Origin of the sequence: Candidatus Endomicrobium procryptotermitis (assembly GCA_031279415.1) — a bacterium.
In the GTDB taxonomy this organism is placed as follows: Bacteria; Elusimicrobiota; Endomicrobiia; order Endomicrobiales; family Endomicrobiaceae; genus Endomicrobium_B; species Endomicrobium_B procryptotermitis.
The window spans coordinates 1-23,930 of record JAITIP010000003.1 but is presented as its reverse complement, the minus strand read 5'-3'; the positions used below and the strand labels follow the sequence as shown (position 1 = coordinate 23,930).

Genomic DNA, 23,930 nt, shown 5'->3' with positions numbered 1-23,930 from the left:
TTTATTCAACGAATATTTCCACTCTTCTGTTCTGTGCTCTTCCTTCTTTTGTGCTATTTGTAGCTACGGGAAGCAGTGAAGAAAATCCTATATACGACATTTTCCTGGCGGGAATACCTTCTTTGACAAATACGTTAAATACAGCTTTTGCTCTTTCTCTTGACAATTTTTTGTTCAAATTCGCATTTCCAGTTGAATCGGTATGTCCTTCGATTGTTATTTTTTTAAACTTAAATTTCTTTATTTCATCCGATTGAAGTCTTATGTTTTCTTTTGCTTTTTTGGTTAATACAGCTTTCCCTACGGCAAAATTCGCCATATTCAGACTGAACGATTTAAGCATCGGTTTGCTTCTTCTTAAAGCGGCTTCTCTTTGCTGCTGTTCTACAACTTTTGCATCTTCCATGTCAGGCTGCTGCTGTTCTGCTTCTTTGGAAAGCTGTAGTAAAACAAGAGCGGCATCATACTCATCTTCTTCTTTCGGCTGAGTTTCTTTCTGTGCAGAAAGAAGTTCAAGAGCAGGGTCATACTCATCTTCTTCTTTTGGCTGAACTTCTTTCTGTGCGGCCAGAAGTTCGATGGCAGGGTCATATTCATCTTCTTTTGTCGATGCAGTCGTTGTGTCTTCAAAAGTTATTATAGCGTCCATTTCTTTAGGCTCTTCAGGAACCGGAGACAATAAATATAATGCCGGATCATAATTGTTATTTCTACTATTCTTCTTTTCAGTTTTAATAATTTTTTCCTTCTTTTCAGAGCAGAAAGTCCATCTCAAACCTATATTACCGTATAAATTTTGGAAATGGTCTGCTCCGTAATAACTTCCGTTTACGAAAAGTTTAAGTTTTTTTGTAACTCTTATAGACACTCCTGCAACTGCTCCGAAAATTATACTGCCTTCAGTAGAACCTCTGCTTCTGAATATTATGTCGCTTCCTTCAAAAATGCTTTCGATTTCGGGAGCTTCTCCGCTCATAAGATATTTTGCTTCTGCGTTTATATGCCAACTGAAAATATTATTGTCATATACAACTCCGCTGCCTAATCTGGAAGCGGAACGTACATAAGAATTTCCATGAACTTCTAAACTTAAGCTTTCCCCATCCCTTTCTTTAAATCCGTTGTAATGTGAGTTTTTTGCTTCAACTCCTATATATGGTCTAATATTAAAATATTTGTCAATTCTGAACTTTATTGCTCCTTCTATGTCTGCGCCAAAAGTCGTTCCATCAAATTCTGCTTTGGTTTTTCTGTCGGCAAAAGGGATATATCTTTTGGTATTATAACTGTCATACCCTCCAGAAATCAAAGCTTTAACTTCCCATTTCTTTTCTATAAGTCCTCCGTAAATTCCAAGACCTGTATTCGTTATTTCGGCTTCATTGGAACCTTGTTTGATATCATGATTATTGTACTTTCCATATGCTCCGAGCATAATCTTCTTATCTTCCATGAATCTGTCAAAACCTATCATTACGCCGCTTGAAATATCATTAAAATCGTTAATCGAATTTTTATCTTTAGAATATGTCGCTGCCGCACCCCTAAGCTGAGCCCAAATGCCGTTTTCTGAATTTTCGTAGATGCAGTGGTTTTTTATCCTGTCATATATTTCATTGTTTTCTACGTCAACCGCTATGCTTCTGATAACGTTTGCAAGAAAATATCCAGAAGCCTGCGCCAAAGCTGATTTTTTACCATTATCGTCCATGCCGTCTATGAGTGAAATTACGATGTCCAAATCGCCGGAACTTGTCGAAGAAAGCGAGTCGTATGTTTTTGCCGTCTGCCTTTGATTAAACGAGAGTCCGGATAAAGAAGAAGCAAAATCTGTGATAAAATTATCTCCGCGTAAAGTAATTGTTATCCAATTTTTAAAAAGATCTCCGTAGCTAATCAGCGGAGTGTATATAAAAGTAGGTGTGGTAATAGAAACGCTTCCAAATACCCCGTTTATGCTTTCAGCCGTATTGATCAACAAATATGTTTTTTTTCTGAAAGCCTTATCCGTAATATTAGTTGTAATTTCAAACGATGAAGAAGAACTGATATTTATTTTGCCAGAAGATATTATTTGGTCGTGGTTTCCCGTTTTTAAAATTTCCATTGATAGAGTTCCGTCAATGTCAGCTGTGGAAACTCTTACGGTATCGGCTGCATTGTTTACCATATTAAATGTTGAAGTATCACCAATCGTAAGTTTTCCTGCATTTATTCTTGCATTGTTTTTGAGATTAAAAGATACGGCTGATGATGCGGCCAGTGTAATGTCAACAGAGTCTAAACTATTGTAAAGATTGAACTCACCTGCGCCTGACAAAATGAGTTCGGAATTGTATCCGCTGCCGGATATTGCGTCATGCATTTGCACTGCTGCTTGAGCTGCCGTATTAAATTCGGCTAAACTGTAGTCGCCAAGATATAAGGCATTGCTGACATTGCCGGCTTTATTGTTGATAAAAGACGTTTCGCTGCTTGTGTTTACCGTAAGAACAGCTTTTTCCAAAGCCGAAATGCCTGCCAGATAAATTGCGCCGCCGGTATTAGAAGCGGTATTTCCGTCAAAAACAGTATCGCTTAAACTTAAATTTCCCGAAGAAATATAGATAGCCCCTCCATATTTTGCCGAATTGTTTTCAAAATGCGAAGCTGAACTTAAAATTACAGCTGCATTTATATTTGCAATCGCGCCTCCGTTTTCATCGGTTTTGTTATTTCTGAAATAAGATTCGCCGTTAAACAGCACAGTTGCATAATGATCCACGGCAATTGCACCACCGCTTAATAAAGACACGTTATCTTCAAAAATAGTATTTTTTGCAAAAGACAAATTTGACGTGGATATAAAAATTGCGCCGCCGCCGTTTACTGCCGTATTTGACGAGAAGAATGCATTGTCTTCAAAACGTATGTCGGAATAACTGCCTATGGCCGAAGCGCCTCCGGAAAACTTTGCCGAATTGCCTACAAACACTGCACTGCCAGAAAATACTATATTAGATTGTACCGAGTAAAAGCCACCTCCCATATCAAAGCTTGCGTTATTTTCGAATCTAGACGTTACAAAATTTATGTCAGACCTATGAGCGAAAAATCCGGCGCCGTTATTGTCTATGGTTTTATTGCCTTCAAAAAGCGTGTATCCGTTAAAAGTTATATTTGAATTTGTGTCCGCTGCAAAGGCTCCACCGCTGTATTCGGCAATATTGTTTATAAATCGGGTTTCCTCATCGAATACCAAAACGGTTCTATTGGAATAAAAAGCGCCGCCATATTCAATGGCGGAATTTGAATTAAAGATTGCTGCGCTTGAAAAATGTAGTGAAGAATTTCCCACAGCGGCAAAAGCGCCGCCGCTGTATGCCAAACCGTTTTTAAATGATGTTTCTGAGCCGCCAAAAGAAATGCTTGAGGCTGTAATTCGTAAAAATCCTCCGTCATTTGATGGATTATAGGCATTTTGAAAATTTATATTCATAAAAGACAAATTAGAAGAAGAATTTGCGACAATTCCTCTGTAAGCGTTATCTCCGTCGATTATAGTTTTTCCGGAAATATCCGAACTTTTAAAAACTATTGTTTTACTTGAAATAACGGACAGGTTTCCTTCCAAAGTGATTGACGCGGTCGATAGATTTATATCACTTATAAAAGGATTGCCTGGCGCCGATACTATCGTGCTGTTCAGGCTTGAATAATCGATGGCATCTGCGGCATCGACATTTTTATTCGCAAAAGACACAGAAACTAAAAGAAAAATAAAAAAGATTAATTTTTTCATATTTAAATCCATTTAGAATAAACAACTAACAATTATAAATGCAATAGATACATATAAATAGTCTATAATAGAAGAAAAAAAAAAGCAAATGAAAAATGCTTTAAATGCTCAAAAATACTCAAAATGTACAATAAAACTTTCTGCTTGTTAAATATTTTGTTTCATAGCAGCGCAAAAAAAGAGTATAATATCAAAAGGCAAAGTATCAAAAGGAGGAACCAATAAATGAAGAAAGCGTTTATTTTAACCGTTTCACTGTTTGTTGCAGCAGGCATATTTTCAGCGGTTGAGGCAAAGGAAAAAGCCGCGAAAACCAAATCGGCAAAGGAAATAATTTTACAAAAAATAGATTTTTCAAAAGGTAAAACCGTTTTGCAGGCAATGAAAGACAGACATTCTTCAAGAGAATTTGCTGACAGGCCGCTTGATATGCAGGCTTTGTCGCAGCTGCTGTGGGCCGCCGGCGGCATAAATAGGGAAGATTCAGGCGGAAGAACTGCTCCGACGGCCATGAACTGTCAGGAAATAGAGGTATATGCATTTTTAAAAGACGGAGTATATCTCTATGCGCCTAAAGAAAATAAACTTATTTTGGTAATTGAAGGCGATAAAAGGGCTGTTGCTGGAGTACAGAGTTTTGTTGCGGAAGCCGCCGTAAATCTTGTTTATGTTTCCGATATGGAAAAAATGAAAGGTGAAGATGAAGAACACAAAATGATGATGATAGCGGTTGACACGGGACACGTTTCAGAAAACGTTTATTTATATTGTGCTTCTGTGGATTTGGCATGTGTTGTAAGGGCGTATGTGGATGCCGGTGCAATTTCAAAACTTTTAAATCTTAAAGATTCTCAGAAAGTTATATTATCGCAATCGGTAGGATATAAAAAATAAGTGAAAAATCCGAAAATCTCTGTAATATATTTATTTAAATATAATATGCCAAGATTGTGGAAACTTTTGTTTCAATCGTTGAAAAAGGCTGTTTAAAAATTGAAAAGATCGTTTCAAACGGCACAAAAAGCCATCAGGGATTTTGCTACAATCAAGCGCATGATGAATTTGTTCTATTGTTATGATGAAAGAGCGAAAAATTTGTTTAGAAAAAGAAATTGTGCGGATTTAAAGCAAGTTAGCTATATTTTAATTCTAAGTTGGGTAAAACATAGAATAGATTATACAAGTTCAAAATCACAATGCGTTTGGTTGTGCGTTTTTGGTAATTTTTATGGAAAAACTTAAATATATAAAGAGGTATGAAATGAAACGGATAATTTCTTATTTTTTTGTTGGGGTGGCATGTTTTTTGCTTTATTCAGATGGTTTTGCGGTTGATGTTATTGATTATAATGGGTTGCAAACAAATCTATTAATAGGAAATGATATATCACTTATTCAAAGCGATATTATTAAAGCCAATTCAAATTCCCTGACAGTTAACGTTCCGTCTTCGCTGACAATTACCGGAAACGGTCGAAATATTGATATGAATAGAATCGGGAATATGATGACCATTGCTGCTAACAGCATAAATGTTACGCTGACTTCTGCAGCTGTACGCAACGGAAACTATACAGGTGCAGGTGGAGCAATAAGTATAACAGGAACAAATTCAAGATTAAACGTCAGCGGAAGCACAATTTTTAACAATAACTCTGCTTCAAATGAAGGAGGAGCAATATATGCTTCAAATAACTCATCTCTCAATTTTACGGGAAAAATAATTTTTTCAAATAATTCCACAGAGCAAAACGGCGGCTCCATATCTCTTACCGCTGGTGCTTCAGCCGATTTTTTGGGCAGCGAATTGGAAGCTTTAGGCAATCATACGTCAGTAGGAAACGGAGGTTTTTTATCGGCAGTTTCTGCCGGCACGATTAATTTTGCCACGGCAACGTTTACGGGAAATACCGCACTTTCGGTAACAAACACAAGTGGTTTTGGAGGAGTTATATTTTCCAGCGGAGGTTCAACCATAATAAATTTTACGGGAAATACGAGTTTTATAAATAATGCATCATTTTCAGCAGGTGCAATGTATGTAACAGACAGCTCTGAGGTTACTTTTTCCGGAACTAATACGGTGTTTCAAGATAACCAAAGTTCAGATGCGGTAGGCGCCTTGCTTGTAAGAAATGGCGCTAGAATTTTTTTTCGTGGAGACAATACCGTATTTAAAGATAATTTTATGACAAATAACAGATACGGCACAGGTGCCGTGGATATAGCATATAATGCATATGCTGATTTTACTCGAACAAAGGTGACAGCTCAAGGCAACAACGCCGGGGCGACCGGCTGGGGCGGTTTTTTGTGGGCAGACAGCAGTACTGTTTTCTTTGGAGATATTCTTGTCGGTGGAGCTAATGCCGATGAAGGTAATGTCGCTTATTATGGAGGTGGGATTTATGCCGGTAATTTGAGCACAATGAATTTTAACGGCGCCAATATGATATTCAGAAATAACAGAGCTGGACGCGATGGCGGTGGGTTATATGTCACGACTGGCTCGGTAGTTACCTTTACGACTTCTTCTTCCGCCACATTTATGAATAATACCGCTGGAGGCAAAGGAGGTGCTGTTGCGGTAAATAATTCATCGGTAATATTTAATACTCCCGGTGGATATTTTTATGGCAATGCCGCACTTTTGGGAGGTGCAATAAGCATTGAAGCCGGCAGTGAAGTCATGGTAGTAAATGGAGAATTTGTAAGCAACCATGCAAATATTTCAGGCGGAGCCGTGTATATAAAAGGAAACGACACGGATTTCTCTGTATTTCGTTCAAGTACTCTGCCGTCTGCCGCTGCTAAAACCATATTTCGCGGCAATTCCGCAGACGGAGTAAGCAATGCCATATATCTTGACAACTATAGCAGAGCATTTTTCTATACTGATGCGGGAACATCGGTTGAAATGGTTGACGGCGTCTCAGGGAGCACAAATGCGGCTACATACTTTGAAATTTCTGGAGCCGGTGATTTTAATCTTTACGGCACTTTTGACACTTTGGATTTAAATTCAAAAGGGAATTTTAATCTTAAAGCAGGTTCTCTTATGGACGCAAGCACAGTAAATAATGACATAGGCGCTAGATTTAATATGCAGAACGAAATAAGCGATACGGCTTATATGAAAACATTGAATAACAAGGGAACGCTTGCTATAGATATTTTTCAAGGTTCAAACGATACAATAATCATATCTGGAAATTTAGATAACGAAACATCAAGCGTTCTGGAAGTAAAGGCCGATCATATAACCAACGAGGAATTCAGGAAAAAAATCTACAGACTTATAAATTATGAAACTTATACAGGAAGTTTCAGCGCGGTAAATGTTTTATCTCCCGCGGTTTTAACAAAAACACCTGAAGTCAGTTATGGCGGAGCTTATTTAAATTGGGTTACATTGGCAGTACTGGGTAATAAAAATGCCACTGATTTTGGAAAAATAGAAGGAGAAACTTTTAATCAGCAAGAAGCGGCAGATGCTTTAGATAAAATATCGGAAACAGTAAACAGCAACGATCCGTGGGATATTGTTTTGTCCGATATTGAATCGCGCGGGGATGAAACCATAAAAGAAATACTTACATATTTAGCAGGATATTTTCTTCCAAACGTAATCAGAAATGCAGCGACGGACAGTCCGAATAATGAGATATACGACAGAATAAAAAATCATTGCCGCGAAGAACATACTATAAGCAACGCTTTATGGGTGCAGGCAAAACACGGAATTGAAACTTTCTATGAAAATGACAATTCTCCGGGAGATTATAAAGATATTTCTACAGGTTTTATGGCTGGATATGACAGATTTATGAAAGACAGCAATTTAATGCTCGGCATATACGGAAGATTCGGTAATGATTCCATAGAACAGGGAAAAAATAGAGCCGACGGAACAAAAACCGGTGCTGGAATTTACGGAGGCTACATAAAAAAAGATTGGGAATTAAAAGCTTTGTCTTTACTCAGCTTTGATTCCTTTGAGACAAAAAGGTATATACCTTATATAAATGCTGCAGCAGATGCCGAAATTAAAACTACTACTTTGAATTTTGACCTTGAAGGAGCTTTTAAACTCGATGTTACATTTAATACAAAGTTTAGACCGTATGCAGGATTTGAGTTCGCCAATGCAAGTTACGGTGCTTTCAAAGAAAATGCAGCCGGAATTTGCAATCTTGATGTTAAAGGCGGAAATTATTTAAGGACGGCGGGAAGAATAGGAGCCGGTCTGCAATATGAAGAGGATATTTTAGATTTTTATGCCAATGTTGAAGCTAAATATTTATTTAGTGGGACAGAGCCTGAAATTAACAATGTTTTTGAAGGAACAAATGCCTCATTTAAAACCAGAGGTGCAAAAGAAGGTGATCTTGAACTTGGCGGTGGTGCAGGCGTTTCTTTAAGACTTACTGAAGGCTTAAAAATATTTGTCAACGCAAATTATTACGGCGCAGCCAGATACCAAAATTTATATGGAAATGTAGGTTTGAGATACACTTTCTGCAAACCGACAGACCGCAGCGATAGAGTACAACAATATAGCGAACCTTACCATGAACCTGAGCCTGCACAGGTGTCGATACCAATACTGACACCCGAGCCGGCGGTTCAGAGATCAGAAGATATTGATATGATGGATGAAAAAGTTGTTGAAGAACAAAAAATAGAAGCAATAAAAAGAAGAGAAAAACCCATACTGAAATCTTATAGTTTGAACATGGCGAGTTTTGCTGTAGGAAAATCGGAGCTAACCGACGAAGCAAAAAAAGACATTGCCAGAGAAGCGGAAGAAATCAAGCAATTTAATTATAAACGCATAATAATAGAAGGTCATACGGATTCCACAGGCGGAAATCTGCTTAATAAAGAGTTGTCAAAAGCAAGAGCAAAAGCCGTATATGATGAATTTGTATTATACGGAATTGCTGAAGAAAAAATGATGTATATAGGATTCGGTCCTACAATGCCCAGAGACACAAATGTAACCGCAGAAGGAAGAGCAAATAACAGACGTGTCGAAATATTTGTAGAGTAACATTTTTGACCTTAACAAAATACTTGGAAATAATTTTTTTGAATATAAAATATTGGAGATTTCTATAAATAATGGCAGTTAATTTAAAATGGGAGGTATAAATGAAGAATCTTTTTGTTTCAAAATTTGTTTTGGCAGCAGTAGCAGCTTTTATGGCAGGAACGGCTTTTGCAGAGTTCAATTTAAGGACGAGCATTGATTTTCAAGGGGAGTATAAGCAAAAGGATGTTAGAACGTTTGATGCTGAAACTTCAGCCACTTTTTCAGGCGATTATCTTAGAAGCATAGGCGGTTTGGGTGACTATTTAAAAATCGGCGGCGGTTTTGAAGTATTAATTCCAAGATTATATAAATACAACTCAGTTGAAGTTGACGATGTTTTTTGGTTTTTTCCTCTTTATCTTTCAATTCAAACAAACCCTATCAGACCTGTGCCTGAATTATTTTTTAGATTTAATTTAGGTTATAACTTGTTTTACATTGACACAAACTATGACGTTTCGGGGTGGAACGAGACCTATACAGGCGGATTATACTATGCTTTTGTTACGGGCTGGGAATTTCAGTTTGGGCTGTTTCTTGATATAACTTATGCTTTTTATAATGGCAATATTAAGCAAGAAAGATCTTTTTATGCTACTAAAGAAAGCGACTTTACCTACAGCAGACTCGGTATTGGCGTGGGTTATAAATTCGGCAGACTAAGAAGAAACTAACTAAAAAATAGAGTGTGAACAAAGCTTGTTTTTTATTTGGTGAAAATAGACAAAAATCGCGCTTTTATATTGTCAAATCCAAAAAAATCTGAGCTTAGATACAACAGATGCGCAAAAGGAATTCCAACAGCTTTAACAACTTACGTCATTGGCTAATTAAAAGAACTTTGTTTTAAAGTCTGTGCCGTTAATTCTTCTTTTTCCAAAAGGGCCGCATAGGATACTTGGGAGAAAATCTCCTTTTTTTAAGATAGGAAGTCTCCAGATAGGTATCGTTAGGGGCAAGCCACTTTGGCACTTTTTAGGTTAAAGAATTCCATAGGGGAAAACAGTCGGTTATTAAAAATTAAAGCCCTGTGAAGCTTTAAATAATTATAATCAAATTGTTTTTGTTTGACAAATTTTTGAGTTTGTGATATAATCCTAAAATATTTAGTTTTTTTGGCTGCCACACAGTGTTGTACGTTCAAAGACAGCAAGATGTCAAAGACATTAAAAAGGGAACTTATTCCCATCTTGCCGAGACAAATAAATAGATTTTTATTTATGCTTCTCTTTACGGTCTTTGAGAGAAGTTTTTTATTTCTAATGGGGATAATTTTATGAAAATAGTACAGTCAACATTTGTTGTAGTTTTGTTGGTTGCGATAATGGTGACTAGCTCATATTCTATGTCTGTAGGCAGTTTTAACAAAGCTATGAAAGATAACAGTTCTAAATTGAATAAAGTAAGTTCAAAATTATCAAAACTTTCAAACAGGCTGACAGAATCCATTAAGTTCAAGTACAAAAAAGTCGAAGGCAGCAACAGAGAAGCTTATTTTGACAGCGCCGACGTTTATGTAAAAGAATATATAAGAGTTCTACAAGAAGCCGCAGATAAGGCCGAAGCCGTAGTAAAAGAATTTGAAAATAAACAATATTAGATGTTTGGAGAACAAAAATGCCAAATTTAAAAAATCAGCAGGAGGTTAAGAACTTAACCAAGAAGTTCAAGAGCATGAAGGGCATGATATTGACTGAATATCACGGACTCACCGTAGAAAAAATTTCCGAACTTCGTTCCAAGCTCCGCCCTTTAAACAGTGAATATGCTGTTGTAAAAAACACTTTAAGCGAAATCGCGCTTAAAGAAGCGGGAATTGACGCTGGCGATAATTTCACAGGTCCCACGGCGCTTGTAATTGAAAATGGAGATGTCGTTTCTCCAGCAAAAGTCGTGGTTGAGTTTGCAAAAGCCAACGATAAACTCAAGATTAAAGCGGCTTTTTTTGATGGTAAATTCGTAGAACCTTCTGTAGTGTCACAACTCTCCTCGCTTCCTTCAAAAGAAATTCTTATCGCTAAAATGCTTGGCAGCTTGAATGCGCCGATAACGGGTTTTGTAAACGTGTTGGCCGCAAACATAAGAGGACTGGTAACCGTTTTAGATGCAATAGCAAAAAAGCAGATGGCATAACTCGGCAAATAAAAGATAGTGGACAGTTTCAGGTATGTTAGAGAGATGTACAACTTGTACTAATTGTGAAAAAAGGTGGTAATAGAGGGTTAAGAGGCAGCATTTCGTTTGTTTAATTGAGGTCTGTTTATGGAAAGAAAAAATATCCAAAATGCGGCTCAGTTAATGTTATGCCACAGGATAGAAATTACTTGAATAAATTTAATAAAAAACGTCTGGGACGTTAATGGAGGATAGTAAAATGTCAGCATTATCAAAAGAACAGTTGATTGAAGCAATTTCAGGAATGTCGTTAATCGAAATTTCTGAATTGGTAAAAGCTTTGGAAGAGAAATTTGGCGTATCGGCAGCGGTCCCCGTGGCAGCAGCGGCCCCCGTGTCAGCAGCGGCTGCTCCGGCGGCAGAAGAAAAAACCGAATTTAATGTTGTACTTACAAGCGCAGGTGCAAATAAAATAAATGTTATTAAAGTGGTAAGAGAAGTTAGTGGTTTAGGCTTGAAAGAAGCTAAAGATTTGGTTGAGGGTGCTCCTAAAACAGTAAAAGAAAATGTTGCAAAAGCCGAAGCGGAAGAATTGAAGAAAAAATTTGCCGAAGCGGGCGCAACAGTTGAACTCAAGTAAACCTAACAATATGCATAAGAGCATTTGTTCCCGAATGGTAGTTTTGATTTCTAGGCTGATGTGCTTGTTGCATCGGTTTATATAGCAGTTGACAAATGATATTTATTATGTATAATAAATATTTATTTGTAATTTATGAACAATAATTTCTAATAGGTTTAAATACAATGAATAAAGTAAACTTCGGACAGATTGGCGCACCGATAGAGCCGCCTCTTCTTTTGAAGATGCAGAAAGATTCTTTCGCAGAATTTTTACAAAAAGATGTTTCTGCGGAAAAGAGGAAATTCCAAGGACTTGAAGGTGCTTTTAAAGACATATTTCCTTTAACGAATTCCGATGGAAGCTTGATATTGGAATATGTTTCTTACTCTTTTGGCGAGCCCAAATATTCGGTCGAAGAATCTATAGCTAGAGATGCCACTTACGCGCTTCCTCTAAAAGTTAAACTGAGATTGCTGCATAAAAAAGAAGATGGAAAAGAAAAAGAATTATCCGAACAAGATGTATACTTCGGAGATGTTCCTTTGATGACGGATACTGCTACATTTATAATAAACGGAGCGGAACGCGTAGTTGTCAGTCAGATTCACCGTTCACCTGGTGTCATATTCGAAGAAGACGAAGAAAAAAGGGTTACTGTTTTAGGCAAGCCCTTATATTTTTCGAGAATAATTCCTTATAGAGGTGCATGGGTTGAATTTGAGTTTGACCAAAACGGCATACTTTTTGTCAGAATTGACCGCAAAAGAAAAATCTTTGCTACCACGTTTTTGCGTGCTTTGGGTTTTGAAACCGATGAAGAAATTTTAAGTCTTTTCAGAGAATCCAAAGAAGTTCAGCTTGATGCTCCTTCTTCTAATCTCGCCAACGAATATCTTTCAGAAGACATTTACGATAAAGCTACAGGTGAAATTATTGCTGATTCGGGAAAAGAGTTGAAAGAAGAGCTAGTAAAAAAACTGCAGGGAAAAGGCTTTACTTCGGTAAATGTTTTTAAAGATTCTACGATTCTTCTGACATTGAAAAAAGACGTTATAAAAAGTCAAAAAGAAGCAGTTAATCATATATATAGAGTACTAAAAACGCAGGAATTCATAATGCAGGAAAGAGCTCAGGGATTTTTGGAAGAGCTTCTTTTTAAATCGGTAAGAAGATATGATTTGACTACGGTCGGCAGATATAAAATATTAAAAAAACTTGTTCCAATTTTTGAATATTACGCAAAAAACTTTAAACTCACCATTCCGGCAGACAACAAAAGAACTTTAACAAGGGAAGACGTTGTTGCTACGTTAAAATATCTTTTGATGCTTTATAACGGAGAGAGTGAATTTACAGAAGGAAAACAGTCTATTAAAATAGGATTGGATGATATAGATCATCTGGGTAACAGACGCGTAAGGTCTGTCGGAGAACTTTTGGAAAATCAGATAAGAATCGGGCTTGTTCAGATGGCAAGGCTTGTAAAAGAGCATATGAACAATCAGGATAAAGCCAATGTGACGCCCCGTTCGCTTACGAATATTACGCAGTTTGTCGCGCAGATAAGGAAATTTTTTGGAACGTCACAGCTTTCGCAGTTCATGGATCAGATTAATCCTTTGGCCGAGCTTACACATAAAAGAAGACTTTCCGCTTTAGGTCCAGGTGGATTAAATAGAAAGAGGGCGGGCTTTGAAGTCAGAGATGTTCATCATACGCATTACGGCCGCGTTTGTCCCATTGAAACGCCTGAAGGTCCTAATATAGGTTTGATAACATCGCTTTCGACTTTTGCAAGGGTAAACCCTTACGGCTTGATAGAAACTCCATATAAAAAAGTCAAAAATGGCATAGCGACCGATAAAATCGAATATTTAACTGCAGATAAAGAAGATGAATTTTTTGTTGCTCAAGCAAACACCCCTGTTGACAATAAAGGCAAGATTTTGATTGATTCGGTTCAGGGACGCAAATGGGATGATTTTTTATTTCAGCCGCCGGCAAAAGTAGATTATATGGATATATCTCCGATGCAGGTCATATCAATTTCTGCTGCATTGATTCCGTTTTTGGAACACGATGATGCTAACCGTGCTTTAATGGGCTGCAATATGCAGCGGCAGGGCGTTCCTTTGCTTGTTACGGAAGTTCCTTTGGTCGCTACCGGTATAGAAGAAAAAGTCGCAAGAGATTCCGTAGTCGTAGTGGTGGCGAAATCCGAAGGTGAAGTCGTTTCTGTATCGTCAGATGAAATAATGATTTATTCGAAAAATAGCGGCGAAACGGATGTTTATAATTTAAGAAAATATGCGCGTTCTAATCAGGATACGTGCATTAACCAGAGACCTTTGGTCAATTTGGGCGACACAGTAAAAAAGGGGCAGATTATCGCTGACGGACCTGCTACGAAAAACGGACAGATTGCGCTCGGACAAAATCTTCTCATAGCTTTTATGCCATGGGACGGATATAATTTTGAAGACGCCATGCTGTTGTCGGAAAAACTGATTCAAGATGATAAATTCACATCGGTACATATAAGAGAGTTTCAAACGGAAGCCAGAGAAACGAAAGGTCGTCCTGAAGAAATAACGAAAGATATTCCTAATGTCGGTTCGGAAGATTTGCTTAATCTTGATGAAGATGGAGTCATAAAAGTCGGCTCGATGGTTCAAAGAGGCGATATTTTGGTCGGAAAAACCGCTCCTAAAGGCGAACAGCAAACAACTCCAGAAGAAAGACTTCTCAGAGTGTTGTTTGGCAAAAAGGCCGAAGATGTTCAAGATGCTTCTTTAAGAGTTCCTCCTGGAATATCGGGTAAAGTCATTGCAGTAAGAACTTTTGTAAGATTAGAAAAACTTACGGAAAAAGAAAAAAAGAAAAAACAAGAAGACATGCATGATGCTTACGATGCCGCTAAACAGAAGCTTCGTAAGGATAAAAAAGAGCTGTTGGCAAAAGCAAATAAGTCCGAAGCGGCAAAAATAGAAGACGTATATAAAAAGAAAGAAGAAATTCTTAAAAAGAATTATGAAAATGACAAAGAAAGATTTAAAAAGGGCGACGAGCTGCCGGTATCAGTAAATAAAATAGTTAAAGTATATATCGCTTCAAAAACGAAAGTCCAAGTCGGCGATAAACTTGCGGGAAGGCACGGAAATAAAGGTATTGTCGCAAGGATTCTTCCTGTTGAAGACATGCCTAGACTACCGGATGGAACTCCTGTCGACTGTGTTCTTTCTCCTCTGGCAATTCCTTCCCGTATGAATGTGGGACAGCTTTTGGAAGTGATGTTGGGCTGGGCGGGAAAAACGCTTGACACTCAAATGGTAACTCCAGTATTTGACGGAGCAAGCGAAGAGCAGATAAAAGAATATGTTGAAAAAGCGAAAGCTCAAATTTTAAACGAAAAGAAAAAAGAGTTAACGGCAAGAGGATTAAAGGGCAAAGAGCTTGAAGAAGCTCTTGACAAATACGCAAAAGAAGCTCTGCCTACCAACGATTGCAAGGTTACTCTTTATGATGGAAGGAGCGGCGAACCGTTTATGGAAAAAGTTACGGTCGGCGTCATGTACGTGTTAAAACTTAATCATTTGGTTGAAGATAAGATGCATGCCAGATCTACTGGCCCTTATTCACTGATTACACGCCAGCCTTTGGGTGGGAAAGCTCAGTTCGGAGGACAGAGATTCGGAGAAATGGAAGTTTGGGCAGTTGAAGGATATGGTGCAGCGCATATTTTACAGGAGTTTTTGACTGTTAAATCTGATGATGTTGACGGCAGAGTGAAAATGTACGATTCAATTATCAGAGGAGAATCGATATCAGAACCTGGAGTTCCCGAATCGTTTAAAGTTTTGGTCAGCGAGCTTAAAGCTCTCGGCTTAAATGTAGAACTTTTAGCGGAATCCGTTTCTCAAGAAAAACAGGAAAAAACTAAAGGTGTAAGCAAGAAATGACTAAAATAAATTTTCAAAACCAAAAGAAAAAACCAAGTAATCTCAATTACTCGAATTTTAACTCGGTTAAAGTTACCGTAGCCAGCCCTGATCAAATAAAAGCATGGTCATACGGAGAAGTCAAAAAGCCGGAAACTATAAATTACAGAACTTTCAAACCGGAGAGAGACGGATTGTTCTGCGACAGAATTTTCGGACCTACAAAAGATTGGGAATGCCATTGTGGAAAATACAAATATATTAAACATAAAGGGACAATCTGCGACAGATGCGGAGTCGAAGTTACAGAATCTAAAGTCAGGCGAGAAAGGTTCGGACATATAAATTTGGCCGTTCCCGTGGCACATTTATGGTTTTTAAGAAAGCCGCCTTCAAGAATTGGAATTCTTCTTAATATGAAAATTTCCGATTTGGAAAAAGTGATTTATTATACGAAATATGTGGTAACAGATAATCTTAAAGACCGTGCACAGGTGTCTTCTTTTGTGGAAAAAGGCATGCTTTTGAAAGAAGAAGAGTTCGATCTTTTTAAATATGGCATCAGCAGTCCCGTAGTTAAAGAAGAATTCAAAAACGTATTTGACGGAATCATTTTTGAAGAAGTGATTTTGGATGAAGATTCAAATAAAGTTTTAAAGCAGCTTAAAGCTTTGGTTAAACATCAGGCTGACCAATTCGGCATGTCTGCTGATGAAGTGGCGAAAAAGATAGCAGCAAATATTGAAAAAGGGGACACTTATTATAAATGTTATTTTAAACCGCACAGCGTTTATTTTTATGGTGATTTGGATTCTTCACAGCGCGGTGAAATTAAGAAACTGCTTTCTGATTCTTTTAAAAAAGGAGAAACTGTTTCAATTACGGAACCGGATAAAAAGATAAGAATAGAATTTTTTGACATAGAAAAAGACAAAGTTTTTAACGATCTCAGAAAAACCCCCGAAGCTCTGAAAAAGTATGAAGGGCATTTAAGAGTAGAAATATCGAGGAACGATATTCCTTTCATGAAAAACTTTTCCAAACCTGAAAATTTTATTCTTCTTGAAGAAAGCGACATAAAAAATCTTCAAAATGGTTTTGGCGATAATCTTAAAGTTGATATAGGCGCAGCCGCCGTCAGAAAACTTTTGGAAGAGATTCAGCTTGAAGAAGAAGCAAAAAATATTCATATAGAAGTCAAAAAAACAAAGTCTGATGCAGAAAGAGCCAGACTTATCAGAAAACTCAGAGTCATTGAAGGATTTTTAAATTCTGAGACGAGACCTGAGTGGATGATTCTTACGGCTCTTCCCGTAATACCTCCGGATTTAAGACCTTTGGTCGCTTTGGACGGCGGAAGGTTTGCCACGTCTGATTTAAACGATCTCTACAGAAGAATCATTAACAGAAACAATAGGCTTCGGCATATTGAACAGTTGAAAGCTCCGGCCGTTATGATAAATAATGAAAAAAGACTTTTACAGGAAGCCGTTGATGCGTTGATAGACAACGATTCAAGAACAAGACCCGTAACCGGCGCTGGAAACAGGCCGCTAAAATCTTTATCGGATACACTTAAAGGAAAACAGGGTCGCTTCAGACAGAATTTACTCGGCAAAAGAGTCGACTATTCAGGAAGAAGTGTTATAGTCGTTGGTCCAAATCTGAAACTTCATCAATGTGGTTTGCCTAAAGAAATGGCTTTGGAGTTGTTTAAGCCTTTTATTATAAGAGAATTGATAAAACAGGAAAATGCTACACTGAAATCTGCCAGAAGAATGCTTGAAAGGGGAGATGCGAAAGTTTGGAACATACTTGAAAAAGTTACAAAAAATCATCCTGTTCTTTTAAACAGAGCGCCTACGCTTCACAGGCTGGGAATTCAGGCTTTTGAACCTGTTTTGGTCGAAGGTAAGTCCATACAGCTTCACCCTTTGACATGCGCGGCATTTAACGCGGACTTTGACGGCGATCAAATGGCAGTACATCTTCCGATTTCAGTTGAAGCGCAGCTTGAAGCCAAAGTTTTAATGATGGCTACGAGAAATATTCTTTCTCCTGCTTCAGGAAAACCTATTGCCGTTCCTTCGCAGGATATGGTTTTGGGAAGCTGTTTCTTGACGAAAGAAAAACCCGGAGTTTCCGGAGAGGGAAAAATATTTTCTTCGGTTGACGAAGTCATAAGTGCTTATCAGTCCAAGAAGATAGATTTGCACGCGAGAATTAAAGTCGTCGGACTTACGAATATAAGAGACGAAAAACTTAAAGATAACGAGCAGTCAGATATAACGAAATGGAAAAATTATAAAGCCGAAGACGGCAGAGAGATTATGAACTATACTACCGTTGGGAGAGTTATATTCAATGAGAATCTGCCAAAAAATGAAGATGGTTCTTACGCTTTGGGTTACCAGAATAAAAGTATGACAAAAAAAGAGCTCGGCGGTTTGGTCGACAGATGTTATAAAGAGTTCGGCCAGTACAGAACTGTAGTTCTTCTGGATGAAATAAAAAAAATGGGTTACAGGTACGCCACGCTTGCCGGTGTTTCGATTTCTATAGATGAAATGAAAATTCCGCCTAAAAAGGAAAAAATGGTTAAAGACGCGAAAGCAAAAATTAAAGAAATCGAAAAACAGGCAAAACTTGGACTTATAACTGAATCCGAGCGTTATAATAAAATCATAGATATCTGGACAAGAGTTACCGATGAAGTCGCGGATATAATGTTTGATGAGATGAGAAAAGAAGAAACGGAGACTTTAAAAAAAGGCGAAAATCGATTCAATTCAATATTTATGATGGCGGATTCCGGCGCCAGAGGTTCAAGGCAGCAAGTAAGACAGCTTGCCGGAATGCGCGGTCTTATGGCTAAACCGCAGAAAAAACTTACTGGAGGAGTCGGCGAGATTATCGAAACGCCTATTATTTCAAATTTCAGAGAAGGGTTGACGGTTTTGGAATACTTTATTTCTACTCACGGCGGGCGTAAAGGTTTGGCAGATACAGCATTGAAGACGGCAGATGCGGGATATCTCACCAGAAGACTTGTTGATGTGGCTCATGACGTTGTCGTAAGAGATGCCGACTGCAAAACTGTTAACGGAGTGTTTATCGGAACATTGCAAAGCGGCGATGAAGTCGTTGAAAAAATTGACGAGCGCGTTGTCGGAAGAATTGCGCTTGATAACGTTGTAGATATTGTTCACGACGAACTGATTGTAAGAAGGGGCGAATTAATTACGCCGGAAAAAGCTCAAAAACTTGTGGAAGCTGGTATCGATAAAATCGGTATCAGAAGTGTTTTGACTTGCGAATCCGAGCACGGAGTTTGTGCGAAATGTTACGGAGTAAATCCCGCCACCGGCAAAATGGTTGAAGTTGGAGAAGCCGTAGGAATTATAGCAGCGCAGTCTATTGGAGAACCCGGTACACAGCTTACGCTTCGCACGTTTCATATCGGAGGAGCTGCAAGCCGCGTCGTTCAGCGTTCTGAGATTTATGCCGAAAATAATGGCACGGCGGATTACTACAATTTAAAAACTGTTAAAAACAGAGATGGCGAGACGATAATTTTAAGCAGAAATACTGAGCTTGCATATACAGAATTTCCAGTACACAGAAGACATGTTTATCAGATTCCTTATGGAGCAATAATTGAAGTTCAGGACGGACAAAAAGTTGAAGTGAAAGTCGATTCCGCTACAGGAATGAAAAAGTATGTTCTTATAGCAAAATGGGACCCGCATTCAAAACCTATTATTTCAGAATTTGACGGAACCGTTCAGTTTATAGATATCAAAGACGGTGTAACTTTACAGAAAGAAAAATCCAAGATTACCGGGCAGATTGAAAGAGTTGTTATAGAGCACCCTTCAGACAGGAAAAGCCCGAGAATTGTTGTTAAAAAAGCAGGCAAAACGGTTGCGGAATATCCGCTGCCGGTCGAAACGACTCTTGTCGCTCATGACGGCGATAAGATAAAAGTCGGCGACATTTTAGCAAAAATTCCTCAGGAAGTTTCAAAGTCGAGAGACATTACTGGCGGTTTGCCCAGAGTAGCGGAACTTTTTGAAGGAAGAAGACCTAGAAACGCGGCTGTTGTTTCCGAAATTGACGGTATCGTTCATCTGGGCGGGCCTACGGCGAAAGGCAGTGTGAAGGTCGAAGTGGAAAACCCCGAAACGAAAATGAAAAAAGATTATCTCATACCCGCCGGAAGGCATTTAGTTGTGTACGAAGGAGACAGGGTAAAAGAAGGAGAGGCTTTGTCGGATGGAGCTGTAAATCCACACGATATTCTTAAAGTTAAAGGTCCTAAAGAAGTTCAGGAATATCTGGTCAACGAAATACAGCAGGTTTACAGGCTGCAGGGTGTTACGATTAACGATAAACACATAGAAATAATAGTGAGACAGATGTTGTCCAATGTGAGAATAATGGATTCAGGTGACAGCAAATTCCTTAACGGAGAAATCGTTTCAAGATACAAATATGAAATGGACAGAAAAGAAGTTAAGGCAAGAGGCGGAAAACCGCCGGTCGCACACCCTATTCTTTTAGGTATAACAAAAGCGTCGTTATCTTCGGATTCGTTTATTTCTGCGGCGTCTTTTCAGGAGACTACCAGAATACTGACGGAAGCCGCAGTGTCAGGGCAGATTGATACGCTGAGAGGATTGAAAGAAAACGTTTCTATAGGACATCTGATACCTGCGGGAACTGGACTTAAATTGATGATTGCAGATAAAGATAAATAAAATTTATTAGAGGAACAAAAATGCCAACGATTAATCAGTTGATTGCAGATGGAAGAAAAGATGCCATAAAAAAAACAAAAGCACCTGCTCTCAAAAACTGCCCTCAAAGAAGAGGAGTTTGTACGAGAGTTTATACGACAACCCCGAAAAAACCTAATTCGGCTTTAAGAAAAGTCGCAAGGGTAAGACTTACGTCGCAATATGAAGTTTCTTCATATATTCCGGGTGTTGGACATAATCTTCAGGAACATTCGCTTGTTCTCATACGCGGCGGTCGTGTAAAAGATTTGCCTGGCGTCCGTTATCATATCGTAAGAGGAACTCTTGACGCGACAGGAGTTGAAGGTCGCAAGCAGTCAAGAAGTAAATATGGCGCCAAAAAAGCTAAGGCAGTTGCAAAATAAACAAAGAGGAAAAAGAGGTAGAAAATGCCACGCAAAGCGTTAAAACCAAGAGAAAAAAGAGGATTGCCCGATGGAGATTCAAAATACGGTTCGGTTCTTATAGCAAGATTCATAAATAAACTGAATTTTGAAGGCAAAAAAAGTACAGCAGAAACTGTTATGTATGATTCGTTCGATATAATAAGTCAAAAAACGGGTGAAGATCCCGTATCTGTATTTAACAGAGCCATAGAAAATATACGGCCTCTTCTTGAAGTAAGACCGCGCAGAGTAGGCGGAGCGACATATCAGGTTCCTATGGAAGTTCCGATGGTACGCTCAACCACACTTGCTATTAATTGGCTTATAGAAATTTCAAGAAGCAAAACGGGCAAACCTATGTGCGAAAAGCTAGCTCAAGAAATAATTGACGGCAGCAAAAAAGAAGGCGCAGCAATAAAAAAAAGAGAAGACACTCATAAAATGGCCGAGGCAAATAAAGCTTTTGCGCATTACAGATGGTAGTTTTTGTTGCTGCGGCAATAGTGATTGTTTGGGTTTAGAAGACGTCGGATAGAAATTAATATTTATAAGGGTTTTGTGCTGAAAAGATACAAATATGAAAAAAATCGCGTTTTTTCTGTTATCTTTTTTGTTTATAGTTTCTTGCGCAAGTATTCCTACTAAGATGAATAATTTAAATGTGGGGATGACGAAATCACAGGTCTTTCGTATTTTAGGCAAACCAGATACGGTTTCCGCAAGAGAGAATGTGGAAATTCTCAAATATCATCATTCATATTGGGTTTGGTGGATTCGTAGAACAAAAAGATATTTTGTTAAATTGACGGATGGTGCCGTGAATGCTTATGGGCAAATTACTAGACAAAATGCAGGAGAGTTTGATTAAAAAAGTAATACGCCGATGGTAAGTTGTGAAATGGCAAAACTTAAATAATATAGAAGCGTCTAAATGGTTTGTGGCACTATTAAGTGTAATTATAAATTGAAAAAAAGGGAAGAAAATGGCTAGAGAATTTTCATTAAACAAGGTTAGAAATTTTGGAATTGCAGCGCATATTGATGCAGGAAAAACAACAACAACGGAAAGAATTCTTTACTATACCGGCAGAACTCATAAGATCGGAGAAGTACATGAAGGCGCCGCTACTATGGACTGGATGGAGCAGGAAAGAGAAAGAGGGATAACTATTACTTCAGCCGCAACATATTGCAAATGGCAGGATATGCAGTTTAACATAATAGATACCCCCGGACACGTTGATTTTACTGTTGAAGTCGAGCGCTCTTTAAGAGTTCTTGACGGAGCAGTCGTCGTATTTGACTCAGGAAACGGCGTTGAGCCTCAGTCTGAAACCGTTTGGAGACAAGCCGATAAATATGGAGTTCCAAGAATAGTTTTTTCAAATAAGATGGACAAAATAGGCGCAGATTTTTTTATGGTCGTCAACGATATCAGAGAAAAGCTCGGAGCGGTTCCTCTTCCCATACAAATTCCTATCGGCGCGGAGGCTTCTTTTCAGGGGATAATTGATTTGGTCGAAATGAAAGCTTATATTTGGAGCGGCGAAGAATTGGGCGCAACGTTTGACATTGTCGATATACCTAAAGAACTTGAAGAAAAAGCGCATCATATGCGCGGCGAAATGATAGAATTGATAGCCGATTACGACGATGAAGTTATGCTTGCTTTTATGGAAGGCAAAGAGCCGACTGCAGCCCAAATTAAAAGAGCAATAAGAAACGCGACGCTCCAAATAAAATTAATCCCATGTCTTTGCGGGACGGCTTTTAAAAATAAAGGCGTGCAGCCTATGTTGGATGCGGTTTGTGATTATCTTCCATCCCCTCTTGACAGAGCAGCTTTTAAAGGAATAAACCCCGAAACAGGTGAAGCCGATACCAGAGATGTTGACGAAAAAGCTCCTTTCAGCGCATTAGCTTTTAAAATTCAGGCGGATCCTTTCATAGGGAAACTTACCTATTTTAGAGTATATTCAGGTACATTAGAAAGCGGTTCCTACGTATTTAACCCTGGCAAAAACACCAAAGAAAGGATTTCGCGCATAGTCCGTATGCATTCAAATAACAGAGAAGAAATTAAATCGGTAAACGCCGGAGATATAGCCGCCGCAGTAGGTTTGAAAAATACCACAACCGGCGATACGCTTTGTGCGGAAGACAAACCTATTTTGCTTGAATCTATGGATTTTCCAGAACCGGTTATAGATGTCGCTATTGAACCTAAATCAAAAGCTGACGAAGAAAAACTTGCCAATGCTCTCAATAGGCTTGCGGAAGAAGATCCGACTTTCAGAGTGAGAACAAATGAGGAAACCAATCAGACGATTATTGCTGGCATGGGTGAGCTTCACCTTGAAATTCTTGTTGATAGGATGAAAAGAGAATTTAACGTTCAAGCCAACGTCGGCAGACCTCAGGTGGCCTACCGTGAAACTATCAAAAAAATGCAGGAAGCCGAGGCAAAATATATAAGACAGACCGGCGGACGTGGACAATATGGACATGTTATTGTTACGGTTGAGCCGCAGGATCCCGGTAAAGGTTATGAATTTGTAAACAAAATTGTCGGCGGAGTAATTCCCAGAGAATATATTCCTGCAGTTGATAAAGGTATCAGAGAAGCTATGACTTCTGGCGTTCTTGCGGGCTATCCCGTTGTTGATTTTAAAGTAAATCTTATAGATGGTTCTTTTCACGAAGTTGACTCTTCGGAAATGGCGTTTAAAATCGCTGGTTCCATAGCTTTTAAAGACGCCTGTAAAAAAGCAAATCCGGTAATACTTGAGCCTATAATGAAAGCAGAAGTTGTCGTTCCAGAAGAATATATGGGAGATGTCATCGGAGATATAAATTCAAGACGCGGAAAAATTTCGAATATGGAATCGAAAAATAAAGTCCAACATATAAAAGCCAATATTCCTCTTGCAGAAATGTTTGGGTACTCAACATCCTTGCGCTCTCTAACACAGGGCAGGGGAAATTACAGCATGGAACCTTCGCACTACGAAGAAGTTCCCAAACAGATTGCTGACAAAATATTGGAAAAAACGGCAAAAGCATAATTAAACCGGAGGATCAGAAAATGGCAAAAGAAAAGTTTGACAGAAGCAAGCCGCATGTAAACATAGGGACGATAGGGCATGTAGATCACGGGAAAACGACATTGACGGCGGCGATAACAAAGGTGT

At 38.5% G+C, this 23,930-nt stretch carries 14 protein-coding genes and 1 other annotated feature; of the genes, 13 read left to right on the top strand and 1 reads right to left on the bottom strand.

Features of this window, described 5'->3' with window-relative positions; translation table 11 throughout:
* Nucleotide 1: 1 nt before the first annotated feature.
* Nucleotides 2–3,781, bottom strand: a complete 3,780-nt coding sequence (locus LBD46_00315; GenBank protein MDR2425620.1) for an autotransporter domain-containing protein — start codon at nt 3,779–3,781, stop codon at nt 2–4.
* Between the two features lie 225 nt (nt 3,782–4,006).
* Between LBD46_00315 and LBD46_00310 the strand changes: the two genes are divergently transcribed.
* From LBD46_00310 to LBD46_00250, 13 genes are all read left to right on the top strand, one after another.
* The gene (locus tag LBD46_00310; GenBank protein ID MDR2425619.1) at nt 4,007–4,675 is read left to right on the top strand and encodes a SagB/ThcOx family dehydrogenase; all 669 of its coding nucleotides are present in this window, start codon (nt 4,007–4,009) and stop codon (nt 4,673–4,675) included.
* 367 nt (nt 4,676–5,042) lie between these two features.
* Nucleotides 5,043–8,834, top strand: a complete 3,792-nt coding sequence (locus tag LBD46_00305; protein ID MDR2425618.1) for an autotransporter domain-containing protein — start codon at nt 5,043–5,045, stop codon at nt 8,832–8,834.
* 101 nt (nt 8,835–8,935) lie between these two features.
* On the top strand, nt 8,936–9,550 hold the full coding sequence (locus tag LBD46_00300) for a hypothetical protein (protein MDR2425617.1): 615 nt from the start codon (nt 8,936–8,938) through the stop codon (nt 9,548–9,550).
* A 467-nt stretch (nt 9,551–10,017) separates the two neighbouring features.
* Nucleotides 10,018–10,140 (top strand) — a sequence feature (ribosomal protein L10 leader region).
* 12 nt (nt 10,141–10,152) lie between these two features.
* Nucleotides 10,153–10,476: a hypothetical protein gene (locus tag LBD46_00295; GenBank protein MDR2425616.1), complete on the top strand. Its 324-nt coding sequence runs from the start codon at nt 10,153–10,155 to the stop codon at nt 10,474–10,476.
* 17 nt (nt 10,477–10,493) lie between these two features.
* Nucleotides 10,494–11,009: a 50S ribosomal protein L10 gene (gene rplJ, locus LBD46_00290; protein ID MDR2425615.1), complete on the top strand. Its 516-nt coding sequence runs from the start codon at nt 10,494–10,496 to the stop codon at nt 11,007–11,009.
* A gap of 241 nt (nt 11,010–11,250) precedes the next feature.
* Nucleotides 11,251–11,631, top strand: coding sequence for a 50S ribosomal protein L7/L12 (rplL, locus tag LBD46_00285; protein MDR2425614.1), 381 nt, complete (start codon nt 11,251–11,253; stop codon nt 11,629–11,631).
* 167 nt (nt 11,632–11,798) lie between these two features.
* Nucleotides 11,799–15,575 (top strand): DNA-directed RNA polymerase subunit beta, encoded by a 3,777-nt coding sequence (rpoB, locus tag LBD46_00280; protein ID MDR2425613.1) that lies wholly within the window; start codon nt 11,799–11,801, stop codon nt 15,573–15,575.
* On the top strand, nt 15,572–20,314 hold the full coding sequence (gene rpoC, locus LBD46_00275) for a DNA-directed RNA polymerase subunit beta' (GenBank protein MDR2425612.1): 4,743 nt from the start codon (nt 15,572–15,574) through the stop codon (nt 20,312–20,314). Before rpoB ends, rpoC begins: the two co-directional genes overlap by 4 nt.
* A 20-nt stretch (nt 20,315–20,334) precedes the next feature.
* The gene (rpsL, locus tag LBD46_00270; protein ID MDR2425611.1) at nt 20,335–20,718 is read left to right on the top strand and encodes a 30S ribosomal protein S12; all 384 of its coding nucleotides are present in this window, start codon (nt 20,335–20,337) and stop codon (nt 20,716–20,718) included.
* Between the two features lie 24 nt (nt 20,719–20,742).
* Nucleotides 20,743–21,222 carry a 30S ribosomal protein S7 gene (gene rpsG, locus LBD46_00265; protein ID MDR2425610.1) on the top strand — a complete coding sequence of 160 codons (480 nt, stop codon included), beginning with the start codon at nt 20,743–20,745 and terminating at the stop codon, nt 21,220–21,222.
* Between the two features lie 94 nt (nt 21,223–21,316).
* Nucleotides 21,317–21,607, top strand: coding sequence for an outer membrane protein assembly factor BamE (locus tag LBD46_00260; GenBank protein ID MDR2425609.1), 291 nt, complete (start codon nt 21,317–21,319; stop codon nt 21,605–21,607).
* A 115-nt stretch (nt 21,608–21,722) separates the two neighbouring features.
* Nucleotides 21,723–23,804: an elongation factor G gene (fusA, locus tag LBD46_00255; GenBank protein MDR2425608.1), complete on the top strand. Its 2,082-nt coding sequence runs from the start codon at nt 21,723–21,725 to the stop codon at nt 23,802–23,804.
* 20 nt (nt 23,805–23,824) lie between these two features.
* Nucleotides 23,825–23,930: hypothetical protein (locus tag LBD46_00250; GenBank protein ID MDR2425607.1), on the top strand; the 106-nt coding region annotated here is incomplete at its 3' end.